Origin of the sequence: Nocardia ignorata NBRC 108230 (assembly GCF_001612905.1) — a bacterium.
GTDB lineage: Bacteria > Actinomycetota > Actinomycetes > Mycobacteriales > Mycobacteriaceae > Nocardia > Nocardia ignorata.
Window position 1 is genome coordinate 1 of the sequence record NZ_BDBI01000008.1, and the last position, 20620, is coordinate 20620.

25 protein-coding genes are annotated in these 20620 nt (G+C 68.4%); 18 read left to right on the forward strand and 7 right to left on the reverse strand.

The window, feature by feature from the left end; genetic code table 11:
• Positions 1 to 179: 179 nt before the first annotated feature.
• The 5 genes from NI2_RS06505 (at position 180) to thpD (ending at position 4084) form a co-directional block, all read left to right on the forward strand.
• On the forward strand, positions 180 to 893 hold the full coding sequence (locus tag NI2_RS06505; protein WP_067487451.1) for a response regulator transcription factor: 714 nt from the start codon (positions 180 to 182) through the stop codon (positions 891 to 893).
• A 90-nt stretch (positions 894 to 983) separates the two neighbouring features.
• Positions 984 to 1508, forward strand: coding sequence for a diaminobutyrate acetyltransferase (gene ectA / locus NI2_RS06510; RefSeq protein ID WP_067487455.1), 525 nt, complete (start codon positions 984 to 986; stop codon positions 1506 to 1508).
• A 5-nt stretch (positions 1509 to 1513) separates the two neighbouring features.
• Positions 1514 to 2782: a diaminobutyrate--2-oxoglutarate transaminase gene (gene ectB, locus NI2_RS06515; protein ID WP_067487816.1), complete on the forward strand. Its 1269-nt coding sequence runs from the start codon at positions 1514 to 1516 to the stop codon at positions 2780 to 2782.
• Entirely contained in the window at positions 2779 to 3180 is a 402-nt protein-coding gene (locus NI2_RS06520; RefSeq protein ID WP_067487457.1) for an ectoine synthase, read from the forward strand. Before ectB ends, NI2_RS06520 begins: the two co-directional genes overlap by 4 nt.
• Entirely contained in the window at positions 3167 to 4084 is a 918-nt protein-coding gene (gene thpD, locus NI2_RS06525; protein ID WP_067487460.1) for an ectoine hydroxylase, read from the forward strand. Before NI2_RS06520 ends, thpD begins: the two co-directional genes overlap by 14 nt.
• Here thpD and NI2_RS06530 read toward each other — a convergent pair.
• The 3 genes from NI2_RS06530 to NI2_RS06535 all read right to left on the reverse strand — a co-directional run bounded on the left by NI2_RS06530 (position 4072) and on the right by NI2_RS06535 (position 6367).
• Positions 4072 to 4944 carry a tetratricopeptide repeat protein gene (locus NI2_RS06530; protein WP_133734178.1) on the reverse strand — a complete coding sequence of 291 codons (873 nt, stop codon included), beginning with the start codon at positions 4942 to 4944 and terminating at the stop codon, positions 4072 to 4074. The two genes, thpD and NI2_RS06530, sit on opposite strands and share 13 nt — an antisense overlap.
• Positions 4945 to 5110: 166 nt before the next feature.
• Positions 5111 to 5257, reverse strand: a complete 147-nt coding sequence (locus NI2_RS35635) for an allene oxide cyclase barrel-like domain-containing protein (protein WP_167355142.1) — start codon at positions 5255 to 5257, stop codon at positions 5111 to 5113.
• A gap of 90 nt (positions 5258 to 5347) precedes the next feature.
• A complete protein-coding gene (locus NI2_RS06535; protein WP_067487463.1) occupies positions 5348 to 6367 on the reverse strand; it encodes an ABC-2 transporter permease in 1020 nt (339 codons plus the stop codon).
• A gap of 58 nt (positions 6368 to 6425) precedes the next feature.
• Between NI2_RS06535 and NI2_RS06540 the strand changes: the two genes are divergently transcribed.
• The 4 genes from NI2_RS06540 (at position 6426) to NI2_RS06555 (ending at position 8964) form a co-directional block, all read left to right on the forward strand.
• A complete protein-coding gene (locus tag NI2_RS06540) occupies positions 6426 to 6854 on the forward strand; it encodes a MarR family winged helix-turn-helix transcriptional regulator (protein WP_067487465.1) in 429 nt (142 codons plus the stop codon).
• 76 nt (positions 6855 to 6930) lie between these two features.
• A complete protein-coding gene (locus NI2_RS06545) occupies positions 6931 to 8202 on the forward strand; it encodes a glycosyltransferase 87 family protein (protein WP_243750064.1) in 1272 nt (423 codons plus the stop codon).
• Positions 8203 to 8296: 94 nt separating this feature from the next.
• Positions 8297 to 8614, forward strand: coding sequence for a DUF2795 domain-containing protein (locus NI2_RS06550; RefSeq protein ID WP_084456260.1), 318 nt, complete (start codon positions 8297 to 8299; stop codon positions 8612 to 8614).
• Between the two features lie 14 nt (positions 8615 to 8628).
• Positions 8629 to 8964 (forward strand): DUF3140 domain-containing protein, encoded by a 336-nt coding sequence (locus tag NI2_RS06555; RefSeq protein WP_067487467.1) that lies wholly within the window; start codon positions 8629 to 8631, stop codon positions 8962 to 8964.
• Positions 8965 to 8976: 12 nt separating this feature from the next.
• On the opposite strand, the gene NI2_RS06560 is transcribed toward NI2_RS06555, so the two are convergent.
• Positions 8977 to 10077: an NAD(P)H-dependent amine dehydrogenase family protein gene (locus tag NI2_RS06560; RefSeq protein WP_067487469.1), complete on the reverse strand. Its 1101-nt coding sequence runs from the start codon at positions 10075 to 10077 to the stop codon at positions 8977 to 8979.
• A 10-nt stretch (positions 10078 to 10087) separates the two neighbouring features.
• On the reverse strand, positions 10088 to 10879 hold the full coding sequence (locus NI2_RS06565) for an SDR family oxidoreductase (RefSeq protein ID WP_067487470.1): 792 nt from the start codon (positions 10877 to 10879) through the stop codon (positions 10088 to 10090).
• 94 nt (positions 10880 to 10973) lie between these two features.
• Here NI2_RS06565 and NI2_RS06570 point away from each other — a divergent pair, with 94 nt between their 5' ends.
• On the forward strand, positions 10974 to 11831 hold the full coding sequence (locus NI2_RS06570; RefSeq protein WP_371851942.1) for a helix-turn-helix domain-containing protein: 858 nt from the start codon (positions 10974 to 10976) through the stop codon (positions 11829 to 11831).
• Between the two features lie 3 nt (positions 11832 to 11834).
• Here NI2_RS06570 and NI2_RS06575 read toward each other — a convergent pair whose 3' ends face one another.
• A complete protein-coding gene (locus NI2_RS06575; RefSeq protein WP_067487474.1) occupies positions 11835 to 12320 on the reverse strand; it encodes a nitroreductase family deazaflavin-dependent oxidoreductase in 486 nt (161 codons plus the stop codon).
• A 142-nt stretch (positions 12321 to 12462) separates the two neighbouring features.
• Here NI2_RS06575 and NI2_RS06580 point away from each other — a divergent pair, with 142 nt between their 5' ends.
• From NI2_RS06580 to NI2_RS06615, 8 genes are all read left to right on the forward strand, one after another.
• The gene (locus tag NI2_RS06580) at positions 12463 to 12846 is read left to right on the forward strand and encodes a DUF1304 domain-containing protein (protein WP_067487476.1); all 384 of its coding nucleotides are present in this window, start codon (positions 12463 to 12465) and stop codon (positions 12844 to 12846) included.
• A gap of 145 nt (positions 12847 to 12991) precedes the next feature.
• Positions 12992 to 14320: a lipase family protein gene (locus NI2_RS06585; protein ID WP_067487822.1), complete on the forward strand. Its 1329-nt coding sequence runs from the start codon at positions 12992 to 12994 to the stop codon at positions 14318 to 14320.
• 20 nt (positions 14321 to 14340) lie between these two features.
• Positions 14341 to 15933 (forward strand): GMC oxidoreductase, encoded by a 1593-nt coding sequence (locus NI2_RS06590; protein ID WP_067487479.1) that lies wholly within the window; start codon positions 14341 to 14343, stop codon positions 15931 to 15933.
• Positions 15934 to 15956: 23 nt separating this feature from the next.
• On the forward strand, positions 15957 to 16625 hold the full coding sequence (locus NI2_RS06595) for a TetR family transcriptional regulator (protein ID WP_084476074.1): 669 nt from the start codon (positions 15957 to 15959) through the stop codon (positions 16623 to 16625).
• A 137-nt stretch (positions 16626 to 16762) separates the two neighbouring features.
• On the forward strand, positions 16763 to 16987 hold the full coding sequence (locus NI2_RS06600) for a ferredoxin (RefSeq protein WP_067487825.1): 225 nt from the start codon (positions 16763 to 16765) through the stop codon (positions 16985 to 16987).
• A gap of 1 nt (position 16988) precedes the next feature.
• Positions 16989 to 17540, forward strand: coding sequence for a nuclear transport factor 2 family protein (locus tag NI2_RS06605; protein WP_067487481.1), 552 nt, complete (start codon positions 16989 to 16991; stop codon positions 17538 to 17540).
• Positions 17534 to 18817 (forward strand): hypothetical protein, encoded by a 1284-nt coding sequence (locus tag NI2_RS06610; RefSeq protein ID WP_067487483.1) that lies wholly within the window; start codon positions 17534 to 17536, stop codon positions 18815 to 18817. The genes NI2_RS06605 and NI2_RS06610 overlap by 7 nt, the downstream gene beginning before the upstream one ends.
• Before the next feature lies 1 nt (position 18818).
• Entirely contained in the window at positions 18819 to 20027 is a 1209-nt protein-coding gene (locus NI2_RS06615) for a cytochrome P450 (protein ID WP_067487486.1), read from the forward strand.
• Between the two features lies 1 nt (position 20028).
• On the opposite strand, the gene NI2_RS06620 is transcribed toward NI2_RS06615, so the two are convergent.
• Entirely contained in the window at positions 20029 to 20607 is a 579-nt protein-coding gene (locus tag NI2_RS06620) for a hypothetical protein (RefSeq protein WP_067487489.1), read from the reverse strand.
• Positions 20608 to 20620 lie beyond the last annotated feature (13 nt).

Consider the following 20620-nt stretch of genomic DNA (forward strand, 5'->3'; position numbering starts at 1 on the left):
TAACGGATTGGTAACAAGCTCGAAAGCGGGATGTCGTGTCGGACTGGGGACGCGAATTCCCCAGGTGTACCGGCCGCACGCACGAGCGTGTCAGCAAAGGAAGTGCACATGAGCGAGCATTGGCAGAACACAGCCGCATCGGCGGTCACGGTCGCGCCGGGCGGCAGCGAGGTGCGAGGATGACCGCCAACTTGATGATCGTCGACGACGATGTGCAGATGCGGGGCGATCTGCGCCGCGCGATGGAAGACGAGGGCTACGCCGTGGCCGAGGCGGGTGTCCCCGAGGACGCCCTCGACCGGCTGCGCAACGACGGACCGCCCGATCTGATGATCGTGGACCTGATGCGCGGGGCCACCGACGGCTTCGACTGCATCCGTGAGATCCGCCGCGACCACGACGTGCCGATCATCGTGATCAGCACCAGGTACGACACCCACGACGTGGTCGCGGCCCTGGAAGCCGGTGCCGACGACTTCGTCAGCAAGCCGTTCGAGATCAAGGAGATCACCGCCCGGATGCGCGCCCTGCGCCGCCGCGCCAGGATCACCGCCGAACGCGATGCCACTCCCGAAGTGGTCCTCGACGACGACCCGGTGCGTCCCCTTGTCCTCGCGGCCGACGCGGGCGCGGTGCGCCGTGGCAGCGAGGAACTGCACCTCACGGTCACCGAGTTCCGGTTGCTGTGCGAACTCGCCGAGACCCCCGGCCGCGTGCTCAGCCGCGCGGTGCTGCTCGAAAGGGTCTGGGATCAAGGCTTTTTCGGTGACGAACGCATCGTCGACGTCCACGTGCGCCGGTTGCGCACCAAGATCGAGCGTGACGCCTCGGATCCGCGCATCGTGGTGACCGTGCGCGGGCTGGGTTACCGGCTGGATATCCAGCCGCAGTAAACGATTCGTCATACAACCGCAAAGAGCTCGACACAAAGACCGTAAAGTCTCTTAGTCAAGGTGGAATGTATGCCGAGTCCGACTATGTCCATGGAGCCGACCGATACCGCGACGGCTCGAGGTTCGGAAATAATTCTCAGACACCCGAGATTGGGTGACGGTGCCCAATTGTGGCGCATCGCGCGCGATTCCCGCGTACTCGACGTGAATACGAGCTACGCCTATCTGCTGTGGTGCCGGGATTTCGAGGCGACCTCCATGGTCGTCGAATGTGGCGGGCAGGCAGTGGGATTCGTGATCGGGTATGTTCGTCCCGATGAGCCGGACACGCTTTTCGTCTGGCAGATCGCCGTCGACGCCGAATTCCGCGGCCGGGGTCTGGCCGCGAAACTCCTGCACGCTCTGCTCGATTCCGTGGCACCCGCCGGGATCAACACCCTGGAAACGACGATCTCCCCCGATAATTCCGCTTCCCAGGCGTTGTTCTCCGCGGTGGCCCGCGAACGCGGCGCGCAACTGCGTACCGAGGAACTATTCGAAGCACATCATTTTCCAGATTCCCACGAAGCCGAGCACCTCTACATTATTTCGCCCGCTCAGCGCCAGGAGGCATGATCATGATCACGACCACCGACACCAGCATTTTCGAAGCGATGGAATCGAATGTGCGTGGCTACTGCCGCGACTGGCCCGCCGTCTTCACCACCGCCGAAGGTGCCTGGATCCGCGATGAGCAGGGCCGCGACTATCTCGACTTCTTCGCGGGCGCAGGCGCGCTGAACTACGGCCACAACAACCCGGTGCTCAAGAAGGCGCTGCTGGAATACATCGGCAGCAACGGCATCACCCACGGTCTGGACATGTCGACCGTGGCCAAGCGTGAACTGCTCGAGACCATCCGCGAAACCCTGCTCACCCCGCGCGGGCTCGACTACAAGGTGCAGTTCCCCGGCCCCACGGGTGCCAACGCGGTCGAGGCGGCGCTGAAGCTGGCCCGCAAGGTCACCGGCCGCAAGACGATCCTGAGCTTCACCAACGCCTTCCATGGCATGACGCTCGGCGCGCTGTCGGTCACCGGCAACGCGGCCAAGCGGGCGGGCGCCGGTGTGCCGCTCGAGCACGCCACCCCCATGCCCTACGACGGCTACTTCGACAACACCATCGAGGACTTCGGCTGGATGCAGCGGGTGCTCGACGACAGCTCCTCGGGTTTCGACCGCCCCGCCGCGGTGATCGTGGAGACCGTGCAGGGTGAGGGCGGTGTGAACCTGGCCCGCGCCGAGTGGCTGCGCCACCTGGCCGGCCTGTGCGCCGCCCGCGACATCCTGCTCATCGTCGACGACGTGCAGATGGGTTGCGGCCGCACCGGCCCGTTCTTCTCCTTCGAGATCGCGGGCATCACCCCCGATATCGTCACCCTGTCCAAGTCGATCGGTGGCTACGGCCTGCCGATGGCGTTGGTGCTGCTCAAGCCCGAGCACGACCAGTGGGCTCCCGGTGAGCACAACGGCACCTTCCGCGGCAACAACCCCGCCTTCGTCACTGCGACCGCCGCGCTGCGCGAGTACTGGTCCGACGACAAGCTGGCCCGGCTCACCGCCGCCAACGGCGAGTACATCGGCCGCACGCTCTCGGCGGTGGCCGAGCGGCACGAGGGCGTCACCACCCGCGGTCGCGGCATGGTGCACGGCATCGTGTTCGACGACCCGTCGCAGGCGGGCAAGGTCTGCCGTACCGCGTTCGAGCAGGGTCTGCTGGTGGAGACGTCGGGCTCGATGGACGAGGTCGTGAAACTGCTACCGCCGTTGACGCTGCGCAGCGACGAGCTCGACCGCGGTCTGTCGGTGCTGTCGGACAGTATCGACACCGTCTGTGGTGGTGCCGCATGATCGTGCGCACCACCGCCGAGATCACCGGAACCGACCGCGATGTGGCCGGTCCCGGGTGGCGAAGCAAACGTATCGTGCTCGCGGGCGACAAGGTCGGATTCTCGTTCCACGAGACCACGATCGAGGCAGGCACCGTGCACCGGTTCCACTACCAGAACCATGTGGAGGCGGTCTGGCTGGTCGAGGGTGAGGGTGAACTGCTCGACCTCGAGGACCAGACGGTGTACCCGCTCGGTCCCGGCTCGATGTACCTGCTCGACGGCCACGAACGTCATCAGGTCACCGCCCGCACCACGCTGCGGATGTTGTGTGTGTTCAATCCGCCGGTCACCGGCCGCGAGGTACACGACGAGAACGGGGTGTATCCGCTGATTATCGAGGAGGATGCCAGTGTCTGATCGGTCCGACCGCTACCCCACGCGGTTGTCCGAGCCCGCCGCACACATCGAGCGCACCGATCCGACGGTGTGGGGGCAGGTGACTACACCCGAGCTGGCCGAGTTCGACGCGAACGGTTTCGCGACGATCCCGGACCTGCTCAGTGCGGACGAGGTGGCGGCCTTCGGGGCCGAGATAGGGCATCTGGCGGCCGACCCGGTGCTCTACGGCGACGAGCGAGTGATCGTGGAACCCGTTGCCGGACAGGTTCGTTCGGTGTTCCAGGTGCACCGGCTGAGCAAGCCGATCGCGCAACTGCTCGCCGAGTCGCGCATCGTCGGGCTCGCCGAGCAGATCCTCGGTTCGCCGGTGTATCTGCATCAGAGCCGGGTGAACTACATGCCGGGTTTCGGTGGTAGCGGCTTCGGCTGGCACTCCGATTTCGAGACCTGGCACGCCGAGGACGGGATGCCGACCCCGCGCGCGGTGAGTCTGTCGATCGCGTTGACCGACAACTACCCGTTCAACGGGTCGCTGATGGTGATGCCGGGCTCGCATCGCACGTTCGTGCCGTGCCTGGGTGAGACGCCGGAGGGTCATTACCGGGAGTCGTTGCGCGAACAGCGCATCGGCATCCCGACCAACGACGACATCACCTTCCTCGCCGCGCGCTACGGCATCACCCAGTTCACCGGCAAGGCCGGCTCGGCGCTGCTGTTCGATTCCAACCTGATGCACGGGTCGTCGAACAACATCACGCCGTATGCCAGGTCGAACATCTTCCTGGTGTTCAACAGTGTCGAGAACGCCCTGGTCGAGCCGTTCGCGGCACCGCAGCGCAGGCCGGAGCACATCGCCGCACGTGATTTCACGCCTGTGCGGTCGTTGTCCGCCGAGCGGCACCTGGTGGATCAGGTGCGCTGAGGCAGTTCGGCCAGGCAGGCCGCGGCCCGGGGATCCTCGTGGGCCGCGGCCTGCCACCAGGTGCGGGCGGCGCCGATATCGCCGACGTGCAGGGCGAGCAGGCCCAGGTCGTAGGCGGCGGCGCTGTTTCCGGCCTCGGCGGCTTGGGCCCAGAGCACGCGAGCCGAGTCGTGTTCTCCCCGTGCGAACATGGCCGAGCCCAGGTCGTGCAGTGCGCGTCCGACATTCTGCTCCGCGTATGGCTGCGCGGTCGGTTCGGCGGCGACGACCGGCTGGACACGCGCGGTCGGCTTGGCGTACAGGGGCGGCTCGGCCCGCACGAGTGGCTGGGCGCCCACACGCGGCAGCTGATCGGTCGGCGCGGGGTCCGCGTCTGCCCGGGTGAGTTCGACGACGAGTTCGTTGAAGTCCGGGGTACCCGGGCCGGTGCTGCACCACAGCGTCGACGCACCGTTCGGCAGCAGGTCGACGACCATGCCGTAGTTGCCGGTCCACGACTGCTGGGGGCCGGCACCCGCCACCCAGACGGGCGTGAGGGTGAACAGAGCCTCGGGCGCCTCGGCGGTGACGGTGATGTCGATGCCCGCCGCGAGCGCGTCGGACCAGATGTCCACGCCGCCCAGGGTTCGCCCGCCCAGATTCACGTGGCCGTCTGTGACGGTGAGCCCCAGACCCAATCCGGACACGTCGGCGGGCGGCATCACCGACAGCGCGCGCAGTCGTAGCGCGGTCGTCCCGGTGGGTAGTGCCTCGGTGTACATCGGGTACACGTCGGCACCGCACCAGTCGATGGGATCGGCCCCGGTGTAGCGGTGCTCGAGCGGCACGTCACCGGGGCGCTGTGCGCCAGGACGATTCATCGGTGCAGCCCACCCTTTCCGACGTAGTACCCCCTGCATCGGTCGCGCGCTACACCGTACCCGCGTCCCACCCCGAACGCGGGCTGATTCATGACACGGAATCGGTCATCTCACCTCCGCGTGATCCGCCTGCGCCTCGCCGGTCCGGCACCCACCGCTGCGCGACTCACCGGATGATCTCGGCCCGCGCACGCTCGTTCGGCGTGGCGATGTCCCGGAACCGGACGCTGCCCCGCGCCTCGCGGTAGTCGCCGGTGCCACCGGAGATCGCCATGTCGAGCGGGCTCGTCCCGCGCTTCCACAGCGACTGCACGGTGATCGAGCCGGTGCCGATGCCTCCCGAGACACCGCCGCGCGCCCGAATGGGACACTGCGGAAGTAGTTGGGGCGCACGTCACTCGATTCAGGCGGCGACCGATTCGCCTATCTCCTCCTCGACCGCGCGCTCGCTGACCGGCTCGGGGGCATGCCGCGCCTCGTACTTCCCCGCGACAGTGACGAGCAGCACGCCGACCGCCAGCCACACGAACAACCCGCCGAGGCGTGCGCTGAAACCGGCGCCACCGTCGAAGTACAGCAGGCTGCGCAGACCTTCGACGAAATCGGCGCCGTTCCAGAACGAATGCAGCGCACCGAAGAACCCGTTCTGCAGTTCCGGCCGGTAGACACCGCCGGAGGTGGTGAAGTTGAGCATCACGAACAGGGTGATCAGGGCTAGCGTGGTCCAGCGCTTCAGGAAGGTGTGCAGGCCGATACCGATCAGGATGATGCCCGCGGAATACAGCCAGGCGATGCCGCACACGCTCGCGAAGTCGCTGTCGATCACCCCGAACACCGGGCCCGCCACCACGACACCGATCAGGCTCACCACCAGGGCCGTCAGCACGCCGATCGCCGCGCGCACCCGCATCCGCAGCATCGCGCCCGCGGCGCCGATCACCGCGACACTGCCGTAGGAGCCGACACTCAACGCCACCAGCAGGAAGAACAGCCCCTGCCCGGTCGGATCGCCCTCGGCCTTGCTCGTCACGTCGGTGACCACCAGCGGCACGCCCTGATGGTCGGCGACCGACCGGAACGCCACCTCGGCGGCCATCGCACTCGTGTCCGAACCGGCGGTGGCCACGAGCAGTTCGGGGCGCGCGGCATCGGGCACGTAGGCGCCGACGAGGTCGCGCTCGCGCAGCAGGTCCGTCGCGGCCTCGCGGGTGGGCACGGTGATGACGTCGACACCCGACCCACCCCGGTTCTGCATCGTCTGGGCGAGCACCATCGCCTGCGGGGAATCACCGACGACGGCCAGCGCCAGATGGTTCGGCGTGGGCTGGTGGAAGGCGCCGAGATAGGCCAGGGCCATGCCGAGACACATCAGCAGGGGGGTGAGCAGGTGGCCGGCGAGGTGCCGCAGCTGGGTGACGGTCATCGAGGAAAGTCTCCAAGAAGGTTGGTAAATGCAACTATGATTGTTGTATCCTACAACCATGACTGAGTCAGAGGCAAGGGACGACGCCGTCGACGTCATTCAGCGGGAGCTGACCGCCTTCTCCCGCCGCGCCCGCGGCCGCGCCGCCGAACTGCACCCGGAATTGAGCCTGGTCGCCTACAGCATCCTCGACCTGGTCCTCGAACGCGACGGCTGCCAGGCCGCCGACGTGGCCGCACAGTTCCTGCTCGACAAGTCGACCGTCAGCAGACAGGTCGGCGCGCTCGAGCAGCTCGGCTACCTCGAACGCGAAATCGACCCCGCCAACCGGCGCAACCACATCCTGCGCGCCACCCCCGAGGGTCGCGCTGCCGCACGCAAGGCCGAACGCATCCGCCGAGCCGCCTTCACCGCCCGGTTCGCCGACTGGTCCGACCAGGATGTCCGCACCCTTGCCCGCCTGCTCGTCCGCTACAACCAAGGCTGAACGGGGTGTCGTGCGCGTCACTGCCGCCGAAGGTCGGTGCCCCGAGTCGGGCGCTCGGTCGGTATAGTCGCCGCGGATGAGTAGTGACACCACCCACCCCGCGCAACCGACCCCACGCCCGATCAATCGAGCCTGGTGGCTGGTGCCGATGGTGCTCGGTGTCGTCGCGGTGGTGTGCATGCGCACCCCGCTGTGGCCGTTCGAACCGTACTCCGGCGCCTTCATCGACCTGCAGGTGTACCGCCTCGGGATCGAGGCCATGCGCGACGGTGCCGACATGTACGGCCAGCTCCCCAAGACCAGTGTCGGGATCGGACTGCCGTTCATCTATCCGCCGTTCGCGGCGATCGCGCTCGCGCCGTTCGCGTTGCTGCCGTGGGGTGCGGCCAAAACCCTCTACGTCGCGGTGTCGGTCGCCGCGCTGGCCTGGACCCTGTACCTGGTCGCCCGCCGCTACAACCCCGAGCGCAAGCAGGTCGCCCTCCTGGTCACCGCGTGTGCGCTACCGGTCGCGATGCTGCTCGAACCGGTGCGGGCCACCATCGACTTCGGGCAGGTGAACCTGCTGCTCATGGTCCTGGTCGCCACCGACTGCCTGCTGCCCAAGACCCGCTACCCGCGCGGCATGCTCATCGGCCTGGCCGCCGCCGTCAAGCTCACGCCCGCCGCGTTCGTGCTGTTCTTCCTCGTCCGCAAGGACTACAAGGCCGCCGCCACCGCGGCCGCGACCGGCGCGATCGCCACGGTCGCCTCGTTCGCGATCCTGCCGACGGAGTCCGTGCGCTACTGGTTCGGCGGCCTCGGCAACGTCTCGGGACTGAGCGGTTCGGCCTTCCACACGAACCAGTCGATTCAGGCGGTACTGGCCCGCCTGCACGTCACGGGCCTGCCGTTCGACGCTTTGTGGTTGTTCTTCGGCGCTTTGCTGCTCGCCCTCGTCGTGGTCGCCATGCGCAAAGCCGCCGACGCTCCCGCGATCGCCCTTGCTCTCAACGCCGTCTTCACCCTGCTGCTGTCGCCGATCTCGTGGTCGCACCATTGGGTGTGGATCGCGCCCGCGCTGCTCGCCGTCGTCTGCCACGCCCGCACCCTGCCCGCCGCGAGCGCGCGCGGCTGGTATGCCACGGCTGTCGTGGTCGCCGCCGTCTTCGTCATCGCGCCACACAGTTTCCTGCCCGACGGCGAACACCGGGAAACGTCGTGGACCTGGGATCAGCACCTCATCGGCGATACCTATGTGTGGTTGGCGGTGGCGCTGGTTGTGCTGTTCCTCGTCACCGGCAGGCGCGCGGACCGCAAGTCCGTCGCGGTGGAGCCCGCCCGTCCGGAAGTCATCCCCGCCGCCTGAGGACCGCCCTGTTTGAGGCCGGTCCGCCCGGGTATTTCGGCAGCCGTTCGAGGAAACTGACGCAGGTCGCTTCGGCGCCCGGAAAGGTTCCGTGATGGTGACTACCGATGTGCAGCGGGTCGAGCGAGCGTTGTCGGAGGTGGATTTCCCGGCGAACAAGGACGACCTGGTGCGGTGCGCGACCGACGCGAAAGCCGACGAGGACACGGTGCGCGCCCTGCGCGCCATCCCGCCGGTGGCCTACGCCAACATGACCGAGGTCCTGCAGTCGGTGACCCTCGACGACGGACGAACCGAGGCACAGCGCATGGCACAGAGCCGCGATCACGCGCACCCCGGTGTCGCCGAGCGGGACCGCGAGGTACCGCCGAACCCGATCGTGGAGGAACTGGGGGAGAACCGGGACAGCTGACGGAGGTGTGACGCATGGCCGAGACACAGGTCGACGACGAACTCTGGGACGAATTCCATCGCGTGGTGAACATGTCCTCACGCGAGCTGAGCGACTGGTTGCGCACCGCGGCGGCGGGCACTGACGCGGAACGGGAGCCGGATCTGTCCGGACCCGAGATCGGCAGGCACGTGCTGGCGATCCTCGGTAAACGCCGCACCGACGTGACCGCCGACGATGTGGCGGTCATGCGGCAGGTGGTCGACGAGATCAACGCCTCGCGCCGAGCCGATCTGGAACCCGTCGCCGGTGAGGCACAGTTCCGGCACCGGCTCATGAGCCTCGGCCACGATCCGTTGAAAGCGCCCTGACCGGGACCTGGGTCACCGTTGTTTCGTGGCCGGGATCCGCGATGTATCCGCCAGCCCGCTTCCCGTCACCAGCGGAAGGTCGAGCGTGGTGCGGATGCCCGCCGGTGCGGCGACGACGGCGGGGATGGCGTTGACCAGGCGCATCGCGGTGCCGACGAGGCTGGCGTGGTTGTGGTCGCCGTGGTCGCTGAACATGGCCAGATCGAGGGTGTAGTTCGGCTCGCCGGTGACCTCCACCCGATAGGAACCGCCGGCCCGGGCGGGCTGAGGCCAGTCGGGCGCGAGATCGGCGCGCAACCGGGTGACGTGCTCGAGCACCGTGACGGCGCGAGCACCCACCATGCCGCGCACTTCGAATCGCAGTGCCGCCGCCGTACCCGCCTCGATGGTGCCGGAGTCGATGTCGAAGGTCTCCGGGGCGGGCAACCGCTGGTACTCCTGGGTGACGGCGTCGAGTTCGATGCCGAGCCCGGCCGCGAGCTGACGCACGACGCTGCCCCAGGCCAGCGACAGCACCCCCGGCTGCAACAGCAGCGGCGTCTCGGTCATCGGCTTGCCGAACCCCATGATGTCGAACATGACCGCCGGATTGTCGTAGGTCGAGTAGTCGACGATCTCGAGGCAGCGCACCTGCTCGACGTACCGGCAGGTGCCGAGCAGGGCGAGGGGGAGCAGATCATTGGCGAACCCGGGGTCGATCCCGTTGACGAACAGCGACGAATCACCCTGTGCCGCAGCCTCTTCGATGGGATCGAGGAGCTCCGCCGGAAGCACACCCCACGGGTACTGCAGGAACACCGGTGCGCTGGCCACCACATCGATGCCCGCGGCGAGCAGCCTGCGCAGGTCTTCGAGCGCCTCGGGTAGCCGGTTGTCGGTCATCGCGGTGTATACGACACAGTCGGGACGACGCGCCAGCACCTCCTCGATGCCGGTGGTGGCCGGCACGCCGGACGGGGTGGCGAGTCCTGCCAATTCGGCCGCGTCGAGACCGACCTTGTCGGGGCCGGAAACATGGACCCCGATCAGCTCGAACCGCGGGTCCGTGAGCACACCCGCCAACGCGTGCCTTCCGACATTGCCTGTACCCCAGTGGATTACGCGAACAGTCATGATGTGGTCCTCACAGATCAGGAAGCGGAATCGTCAGATTGGGTGCGATCAGGCCGCCGTCGACCTCGAGCACCTTGCCGGTGAGAAACGACCCGGCGGGCGAGGCGAGATATACCGCCGCCGCCGCGATATCGGTGGGCTCACCGAGGCGCCGCAGTGGCGTCGCCTGTTCCATCTGGCCGCGCATCTGCTCGTTGCCCGCGACGACCGCCAGCGCCGAGGTGAGGATCGAACCGGGTGCGATGGCGTTGACCCGCACCCGCGGGCTCAGATCGGCCGCGGCGGTACGCGTGTAGTGGGCAAGCGCGGCCTTGGCCGTCGCGTACGCGGCGAACGCGCGCCCGGGTAACCGGCCCATGGTCGAGGTGATGTTGATGATCGAACCACCCTCGGCCGTGGCGAGCATCTTCGGCACCGCGGCCCGCACCAGAGCGTGCGCGGTGCCGACATTGAAGGTGAAGGCCTCGGCCAGGTCCTCGGGAGTGGTGTCCAGCAACGGTTTCGGCAGCGCCCCACCGACATTGTTGACGGCGATGTCGAGGCGCCCGAACCGCTCGACCGCCACCTCGGCGAGCGCGGCGGCGGCCGCCGGGTCGGCGAGGTCTGCGACCACGACCTCCGCTCGTCGGCCGGCGGCCGCCACCTGCTCGGCGACCGCACGCAGATCCGACTCGGTCCGCGCGGCGATCACCACATCGGCGCCCGCCTCGGCGAATCCGACGGCGATCGCGGCCCCGAGTCCGCGTCCTGCCCCGGTGACGACGGCGACGCGGTCGTCGAGCCGGAAGTGATCGAGAATCATGAAAGCCCCTCAGGCGTCGAATATTCGACTAAAGTGTGGCGAATAGTCGAAGCAGTGTAGGGCGGGGCGACCCCGCGGACAAGAGGTTGTCATGGTGCAGTCGGCATCGCCGCCGACCCGGCGGGTCGTCGAGGTGATGGAGTTGCTCGCGAGCGCGGGCAAGCCGCTCACGGCCTCGGAGGTCGCGACGGCACTGTCACTGGCGCGCGCCACGGTCACCGCCGTCCTCACCGAACTCGCCGCGGCCGGATGGGTGCGCCGGGACGGGGAACGCCGCTTCCGCCCCGGTCCAGCCCTGGCGGCTCTGTCTCCGGCGGAATCCGAACTGCCCGAGGCGGCCGTGCGGGCGGAACTGCGGACGCTCGCGGTCGCGGCGGGCTGCGGGGTGACGCTGAGCAGGATCGAACGCGCCACCCTGACCGTCGTCGCGAAGGAGTACGCACCGGATGCCCGTGTGGTGCCGGGACTCACTGTGGGTCAATCGATTCCGCTGGCCTATCCCGCGGGCGCGGCCGTGATGCCGTGGCGCGCGGAGGCCGAGCGTGCCGCGTGGTCGAAGACCGCTCCCGGCGAGGCCGCGGCACTGCTGGAATTCGTGCGGGCCAACGGGTGCGCGCTCTTCCGTCCCGACTCCGACGACGCGGGCGTTGTCGACGTGCTCGCCGACCTGCTCGGCGCCCTCGGCGCGGAACTCCTGCAACCCGACCTGCGCGCCCGCGTCCTGCGCCAGCTCGCTCGTCTTACCGCCCGCCCGTATCGCGACACCGAATTCACCGGCGACGATCCGCTGCCCGTGAGCTACCTGTCGGCCCCGGTGTTCGCCGGCGGCGCCGCACCCTACGAACTGCAGCTCGGCCCGTTGCGCCCGGCCGTCGGCCGCGCCGAGCGAATGGTGTATGTCGAGGCGATAACCGCAGGGGCCCAAGCGATGTCGGTCGCGCTGGGCAGGTAGTTCTCAGGCGGGCCGAGGCGTCAGGATCACCACCGGTATCCGGCGTTCGGTCCACGCCTGATAGGTGTCGAAATCGGCGTACAGGTCGACCAGTGCCGGCCACAGCCGAGCCCGCTGCTCGTCGTCGGCGACCACCGCCCGCACGGCCCGGCGCTCACGCCCGATCTGCACGTGCGTGTCCGGGTGTACGCACAGGTTCCGGTACCACTGCGGATGATTCGCCAACCCGCCCTGGGAGGCGACGACCACGATATCGGCGCCGTCGACCAGGTAGAGCAGTGGAACAGTGAACTGCTTGCCCGACTTACGGCCGCGATGCTCGAGCAACAGGGTGGGCACCGGCTTGCGGAAGCCCGCGCCGATGCGCCAGGTGCCGCCGATGCGCCCACCGGTGCGCCGGTAGATCGCCACCTGCGCGCGGCCGACGATCCGGAAGATCTTGGGCAGCACGGGGTGATCGAGCTGACGCGGTCGCGGCGGTGTGGTCACTCACCAACCATACATAGTGCTGCTCGTTTGTATGGTCTGTTTCTCGTGTCCCGCCGCGAGTCGGCGCGGGATCAGGGGCTGCTGGCGGTGAATAATCACCTCGGAAGCCCGGTAGGTCCGGACGGCGGCGAGAGGTGCGACGATGACCGCGATCGGTTTGATCTTCACCGGGGTGGCGGTGCTTCTGCACGCCTACATCTTCGTGATGGAGTCGCTGCAATGGACGGCTCCGAGCACCCGGCGGACCTTCGGGATGACGGCCGCCGAGGCCGAGTCCACCACGGAGATGGCCTTCAATCAGGGCTTCTACAACCTCTTCCTGGCCGTCGTCGCGGCCATTGGGATGGGGTTCACCGCCTTCGGCGACAAGGGCATCGGGCTCGCGCTCGTGCTCGCGGGAGCCGGGTCGATGGTCGCGGCGGGTGTCGTCCTGCTCGCGTCTTCGCCGAGCAAGGCACGCCCGGCCCTGATCCAGTTGGTCCCGCCGCTGATCGGCTGCGTCGCGCTGGTGATCGCCCGCTTCTGAACTCGTCGGTAACCACACCTTCCGCTGGAGTAGTAACAGTGTTACTCTTCCCCGCGGCGCAGGTGTGATGGGCCTCATGGTTCCTTTCATCTGCGGCGTGAATCACTCCGGCGACGTCGCCGGGCGGTGGAAGGAAAGGTTCTCGATGGATCAGCAGGTTATCGGGCGACGACGGCCGAAGACAGGCCGCGTCGTCCTGGGAGCAGCCGTTGCCTGCGCGATGGCGGCCACCGTCATGGTCGCGCAGACCGATGCCTCGTCGGCCGAGCCGGTTGGCTCGTTCTACACCCCGCCCGCGCAGATCCCGCAGGAACCCGGCGCCATCGTCAAGACCGCCCCGATGACCCTGCTCGCCACCCCGCCCACCGACAAGGGCTGGCCGGGCGCCGCCCAGCACGTCATGTACACCTCACGCCTGCAGGACGGGTCGCCCGTCGCGGTGTCGGGTACCTACCTCGAACCGACCGGCCCCTGGCTCGGTGCCGGCCCGCGCCCGACCGTCGTCATCGCACCCGGCACCTCGGGCCAGGCCGACCGGTGCGCCATGTCGCAGGCGTTCTCCACCGGCCTGAGCGTGCACACCGATCCCGCGCTCGGCCTGTCGGCGAACCAGGAACTGCCGTCCTCGGCGGTGTGGAGCCGGCTCGGCGCCCGCGTGCTCGTCACCGACTACATCGGACTCGGCACCCCGGGCATCCACACCTACGCCAATCGCATCGAGAGCGCCCACGCGGTGCTCGACGGCGCACGAGCGGCACATCGCCTGGCGGGGGTCGGCCCGGAGACACCGGTGGTGCTGTGGGGCTACTCGCAGGGCGGCGGTTCGACCGCGGCCGCCGCGGAGATGGCGCCGGACTACGCACCGGAACTCACGGTGAAGGGCACCTGGGCGGGTGGCCCCGTCGCCGACCTGTCCGCGATCCTCGCCAAGATCGACGGCGCCTTGATCAGCGGTGCCATCGGCTTCGCCGTGAACGGCATGGTCGCCCGCTACCCCGAGCTGAACGCGGCCGTCGACCGGGTCATCAGCCCGTCTGGCCGCGACATGCTCGCCACCCTGAGCGACTCGTGCATCGCCGACCTCATCACCCGACACCCGTTCCTGAAGACCACGACGCTGACCAAGGACGGTCGCACGCTGACCGAACACCTGGCCGAAATGCCCGAAGCCGCAGCGGCTCTGGAAGAGCTGCGGGTCGGCTCGATGACCCCGGCCACGCCGGTGCTCATCACCAGCGGGCTCAACGACGACACCGTCCCCTACGGCCAGGCCCGCGCGCTCGCCGAGACCTGGTGCGCCAAGGGCGCAACGGTCACCTTCCGCACCAACGAGCTGCCGCCGATCCTGCCCGGGACCACCATCCCGAACCATTTCGGTCCCGAGATGATCGACGGTTTCGGTCCCGACAACGCGATCACCTATCTGCTCGATCGCCTCGCGGACAAGCCGGTCACCGGCTGCACCTTCGACTGACTTCTTGCGAGGAAATCCCCGTGAATACGTTCTCCCGCCGCAGCATGCTCGCGGCCGGGGCGGCGCTGGGCGGCATGCTGCTCGGCGCCCGCCCGGGCCTCGCCGCGCCGATTCCGGCGCGCACCGGCACCATTCCCCTGACTCGTGAGGACCATCGGGTCATCGTCATCGGCTCCGGATTCGGTGGCGGCGTCAGCGCTCTGCGGCTGGCGCGGGCGGGCGTGCCGGTCACCGTGCTCGAACGCGGGCTGCGCTGGCCGACCGGCCCGAACGCCGAAACCTTCCCGCGCGCGTCCGCGCCGGACAAGCGGATGCTGTGGTGCCGGTCGAGCCCGAACCTGTTCGGGCGCCCCCTGCTCGTCGAGCCCTATGCCGGGTTAATCGAGGCAGTGACCGGTGAGAACATGACCGCCCTGTGCGCCGCCGGTGTCGGTGGCGGTTCGCTGGTCTACCAGGGCATGTCGCTGCAGCCCGCGCAGGATGTGTTCGAGGCGCACTTCCCGCAGGAACTGGACTGGGCGCGGATGAACCGGGTCCACTACCCGAGGGTGGCGGCGATGCTCGGCCTCGCCGAGGCGCCCGACGAGTTGGTGAACACCGAGAACTACCGTGTCGCGAGAATTTTCGCCGAACGGGTGCGCCGGGCCGGGCTGCCGCTGTCGAAGATCCCGATGCCCATCGACTGGAACTTCGCCCTCGCCGAACTGCGCGGGGAGATGAAGGCCTCCTACACCAACGGCGACGGTGCGATGGGGGTCAACAACGGCGGCAAGCATTCCGTCGACGTCACCTATATCGCCGCCGCCGAGGCCACCGGCAACTGCCGGGTGAAGACCCTGCACGAGGTCACCGACGTCGAGCGCGCGGCCGACGGCCGCTGGGTCGTGCACGTGCAACGGCTCGACACCGCCGGCGCCGTCGTCGAGCACAAGATCCTCACCACCGGCGCGCTCATCATGGCGGCCGGCAGCCTCAACACCACCCGCCTGCTGGTCCGTGCCGGCGCCAAGGGGCTGATCCCCGACCTGCCCGACGACCTCGGCCGAGGCTGGGGAACCAATGCCGACCGCATCTACGTCTGGCGCGATCCGGCCGCGAATTTCGGTTCGGCACAGGGTGGTCCGGTGGTCTACGGCAGCAAGAACTGGCACGACCCGCACACCGCGCACACGGTGATCCAGGCGTCCATCCCGCCCGTGTCCTTCGATGCGGGCAGCACGATGCTCGTCGGCTACGGCGTGAGCGACAGCCGTGGTGCCTTCACCTACGACGCCGCACGCGACGAGGCCGTGCTGCGCTGGCCCGCCGACGGCGACCGGACCATCCAGGACAATCACATCGGACCGACGGTCGCGCGCATCGCGGGCACCGGCGCCACGCTGCTCGACACCAACACCCTGTTCCCCTCCACTTGGCACCCGCTCGGCGGTGCCAATATGGGCGCGGTGTGCGACCTGAACGGCCGCGTACACGACCAGCCGGGGCTCTACGTACTCGACGGCGCGCTGCTGCCGGGCAGCGCCGCCGCGTGTAATCCGTCCATGACCATCGCCGCCGTGGCCGAACGGGCCATGGACACCGTGGTCGACGAAGACATCGGGACTCGCATCTGAGTTCCGTGCACTACCCTGTCCGGGTGGCACGAAGGGGCGAAGGCGATCCGGCGCGCAGGATCACCGAGGTGACCCTCACGCTGCTCGAGACCGAAGGGTACGAGGCGGTGCAGTTGCGCACCGTGGCCAGGCTCGCCCACGCGTCGCTGAGCACCGTCTACAAGCTCTACGCCACTCGCGACGAGCTGGTCCTCGCCGCCGTCGCGCAGTGGATGGCCACCAACACCTACACCGAACTCGAGCCGCCGCGCCCGGGTGAGTCGCTGGCCGAGGTGCTCATCCGGGTGATCCGCTACGTCTTCGAGCCGTGGGAGCGTCATCCACGGATGCTGGCCGCCTACCATCACGCCAGGTCGGGTCCCGGCGGCCAGCGCCTCGACAACCAGGGCTTCGCCGCCATCCTGCCCGTGGTCGCCCCGATGTTCGCCACCCTCGACAAGGACTACGCCGCCGATCTCGCGCTCGTCCTGTCGAACATGGTCTTCGCCCTGCTCGCCCGGTTCACGCACGGCGACCTCGATATCGCCGATATCGTGCCCGCCCTCGAGCGCGCCATCACCCGGCTCACCGGTGACAACACGCCGCTGGCCGCCGCCGCGCTCCGGGTGACCACCGCCGACAGCGGTGATTTCGCGTGGAACTCCGGTTTCGGTTCGCCCTACTCGCCGGGCACCGCGACCGACGAGTCGTAACTCCACCTCCCACACGCTCCGCGCCCACCGATGGGCCATTGCTGTCCGCGCGCGTCGATGATACTGTCCAGACAGGTGTCCAGCTCGGTGTCTCGAAGCTGAGAACACCTGGGCGACAGGGGAAGGCGGGCGACGAGATGAGCAGACGCATCGTCGTTGATCTGGATCTGTGTCAGGGGCACGCCGCGTGCCAGGAGGAAGCGCCGGAGGTGTTCACGGTGCCCAAACGCGGGAAGGTCGAAATCCTCGTCGAACGGCCGTCGAGCGCCCAGCACGCGGCCGTCGCCGACGCGGTGACCTACTGCCCCACGCGGGCGCTGTCGATCGTCGACGACAGCGCGGCCGACGACGAAGGAGAATGACATGACCGGTTTTTCGCGCGGCGAACTGGAAGAGATGGTCCAGCGCTGGCTGGATGCGAACAAGCGCTGTGAGGCCGAAGGCGACTGGCGGCCGCTGGCCGACATGTACACCGAGGACGCCACCTACGGCTGGAACTACGGACCGAACCACGAGTTCATGGCGGTGGGTCGCGAGCAGATCCGCGAGATCGCGGTCGGCCAGGAGATGGACGGCCTCGAGGGCTGGACCTACCCGTATCAGCATGTGGTGATCGACGAGAAGACCGGTGACGTCGTCGGTTTCTGGAAGCAGACCTCGAGCGCGACCCGTCCCGACGGCAGCAACTATCAGGTGCAGGGCATCGGTGGCAGCTGGTTCCGTTACGGCGGCGACTTCCAATGGTCCTGGCAGCGCGACTTCTTCGACTACGGCAATGTCGGCGCCTTGTTCATGGAGATGATGACGAACAAGGCGATGACCCCCGGCATGCTCACCCGCATCAAGAAGGCGACGACCGAGCAGCCGCTGCCGGGGTGGTACCCGATCGGGAAAGCGCCGGTTCCGCTGTGGTGACGCCGAATTCGCGACAGTCCTACGCCGGGCTGTCGCGCGCGCAACTGGCCACGCTCGTCCCGGAACTGCTGCTGTGCGGTCACCTGATCGACCGGTCGGGCATGCCGCACACGATCGGCGCGTTCGGTCGCGAGGGCATGACCGAGGTCGCCATCGACGAGTGGCAGGTCGCCAGTCCCGTCTACACCCGGCGGATGCAGGCCGCGCTCGGCTTCGCCGGTGACGGTGTCGAGACGATCTTCAAAGGCCTGCAGCTCGATATCGGCGCCCCGCCACAGTTTCTCGACTTCCGCTTCCGCGTCGAGGATCACGATCACGGCGAGTTCTGGCTCGACCACTGTGGTGCGCTGGCCGATGTGGAACCGCTCGGCGACCAGTTCGTGCGGGCCATGTGTCACGACATCGAGGATCCGACCTTCGACGCGACCGCCCTGGCCACCAATCCGCACGCCCAGGTCCGCCCGATCCATCGCCCGCCGCGTGCGCCCGCGGACCGCAAGCCGGTATGCGCGTGGCGGGTGAGTATCGACCCGGCCAACGAACCGCCGCCGATTCCGCGCAATGCGGGGCTGGTGGCCGGGTCCGTCGCGGCGACGGTGGCGTTGTCACCGATCGACCCGGCCGACGACGGCACCGCCGACTACCGTGGCCCGTTGCTGAGCGATCTGCGGTTCGGTGATTTCTCCCGGTCGGCGCTGATCCGCATCGCCGAGGAGGTCGCGCTGCAACAGCACCTGCTGGTCGCCGGTTTCCTCATCGCGATCCGCGAACGGGTCGACGCGGAGCGGGCGGCGGAGATCGGCCGCAAGCAGTTCGCCGGTGTGGCGGGGGTGGCCGCGGAGCGGATCAGATCGGCCTTGGGTCTGGGTGGTGACCCGGAGTCGCTGGCGCGCGTGCTCGACCTGCATCCGGCGCTCAATCCGCGGCAGTACGTGGGCGCGAGAGTCGAAAAGTCCGGTGCCGAAGTGCGTCTCGTGCTCGAGCGCGGGTGCGGTGCGATCACCGACGGTGTGTGGCCCGCCCTGCTCGACCCGGACCATCTCGCGCCGCTCGACGCGCTGGTGCGTGGTGTCGACCCGCACTACACCTGCCACACCTCGAAGGCGACCGACACCGAACTCGTCGTCGAGGTCGTGCGTGCCGAGGAACCGGCCGCCGAGGCGGTGGAGGTGGCGCTGACCAGGATCAGCACCGGGGCCGCCTTCACCTTCGCCGATCGCGGAATCCCGTTGCCGTTGACCGTCGTAGATTCGAGTGGAGTGCGCAGTGACCGTTGACATGGAGACCTCGATCCCGTTCGACCCGTACGACTACGCCTTCCACGAGGACCCGTACCCCACCTACGCCCGGCTGCGGGCGGAGGCGCCGGTGTACCGCAACGCGTCGATGGACTTCTGGGCGTTGTCGCGGCACCGCGATGTGCGGGCCGCCCTGCGCGACAGCGCCCGCCTGTCCAACAGCTGGGGTGTCTCGCTCGACCCCACCGCCTACGGGCCGGAAGCGCACCGGTCCATGTCGTTCCTGGCGATGGACGACCCCAAGCACGCGCGTATCCGCAAACTGGTGTCCAAGGGTTTCACCCCGCGCAGGCTCGCGGACCTGAGCGAACGGATCGCCGAACTCACCCGTAGCCACTGGGATCGGTGCCTGCAACTGGGCGAGTTCGACTACATCCGTGACTTCGCCGGGCTGCTGCCGATGGACGTGGTCTCGGAGATGCTCGGCGTCCCCGAGTCGGACCGCGCCCATCTGCGTACCCAGTCGGATCTGCTGCTGCACCGGGAGGAAGGCGTGCTCGACGTGCCGCAGGGCGCGATCATGGCCTATCTCGAACTCACCGGTTACTACCGCGACCTGCTCGAAGGGCGCCGCAAGAACCCCGGTGAGGATCTGGTGTCGGTGCTGATGGACGCCGAGGTCACCGACGGCGACGCGGGCACCACCCGCCTGTCCGACGCCGAGATCATCGGCTTCCTGATCCTGATGGTCGTCGCGGGCAACGAGACGACGACCAAGCTGCTCGGCAACGCCATGTACTGGGGTTCGCGGTTCCCCGACGAGGTCGCCAAACCCTTGGCCGACCCCTCGCTCGTGCCGGACTGGACCGAAGAGACACTGCGCTACGACAATTCGACCCAGATCCTGGTGCGCCGTGTCCTCACGGATGTCGAATTCGGTGAGCACACCATCGCGGCGGGGGAGCGGGTGCTGTTGCTGCTCGGTTCGGCCAACCGCGACGAGGACGTCTTCGACGACGCCGCCGAGTACCGCATCGGCCGCGACAGCTCCCAGACCCTGCTGAGTTTCGGTCTCGGCGTGCACTTCTGCCTCGGTGCGCACCTGGCGCGGATGGAGGCCGACATCGGCCTCGGGCAGATCGCCGCCTCCATCCGCGGCTACGAGATCGACACCGCCGCTGCCGAACGGGTGCACTCGGTGAGCGTGCGCGGCTTCGCCACGCTGCCGATGTCGGTGCGGGCGAGATAGGTCACTTCAGCGGCAGGGCGTTCTGCAGCCCACCGACATCGGCGATCCGCCAGTCCGCGTTGCGGTCGACCGTGAGCGAATAGGCCACGGTGGTGAGGGTGCCGGTGGGATTCTGCACGCTGGTGGAGTTGACGGTGAGATAGGCGTTCACCTTGTACACCCCGCCCGACTCGGACACGACGCCGGCCGACAAGGGTGTCGCCGTCGAGGTCCACTGCAGCGGCAGCAGGATCTGCTCGAGTTGCGGCGCTGTCGCGTCGAACTTGCCCGAAAGCTGCGGGGTGGTACCGGTTTTCAGCCGGGCCAGCCACGCCTTGGCGTCCCGGTAGTCTATGGTCGACGCCCCGAGCGCGTAGTCGAGGGCGACCTGTTCGACCCGGCGATCCTCGGCGGCGCGCCGATCGTGGTCGGCGATGGTGGTGCGCGCCGACAGATACAGGATTCCGAAGGTGGCCGTCACCACCACGAGCGCCGCGACGGCGCACCCGGTGAGCACGCTCGACAGCCGGATCGAGAGGGTGCGTGGCTGGGGTCCGTCGGGGGCAGGCGTGTGGGGGCGGGTCTCGAGGTCAACGGTCATGGGGTGCCGGTCC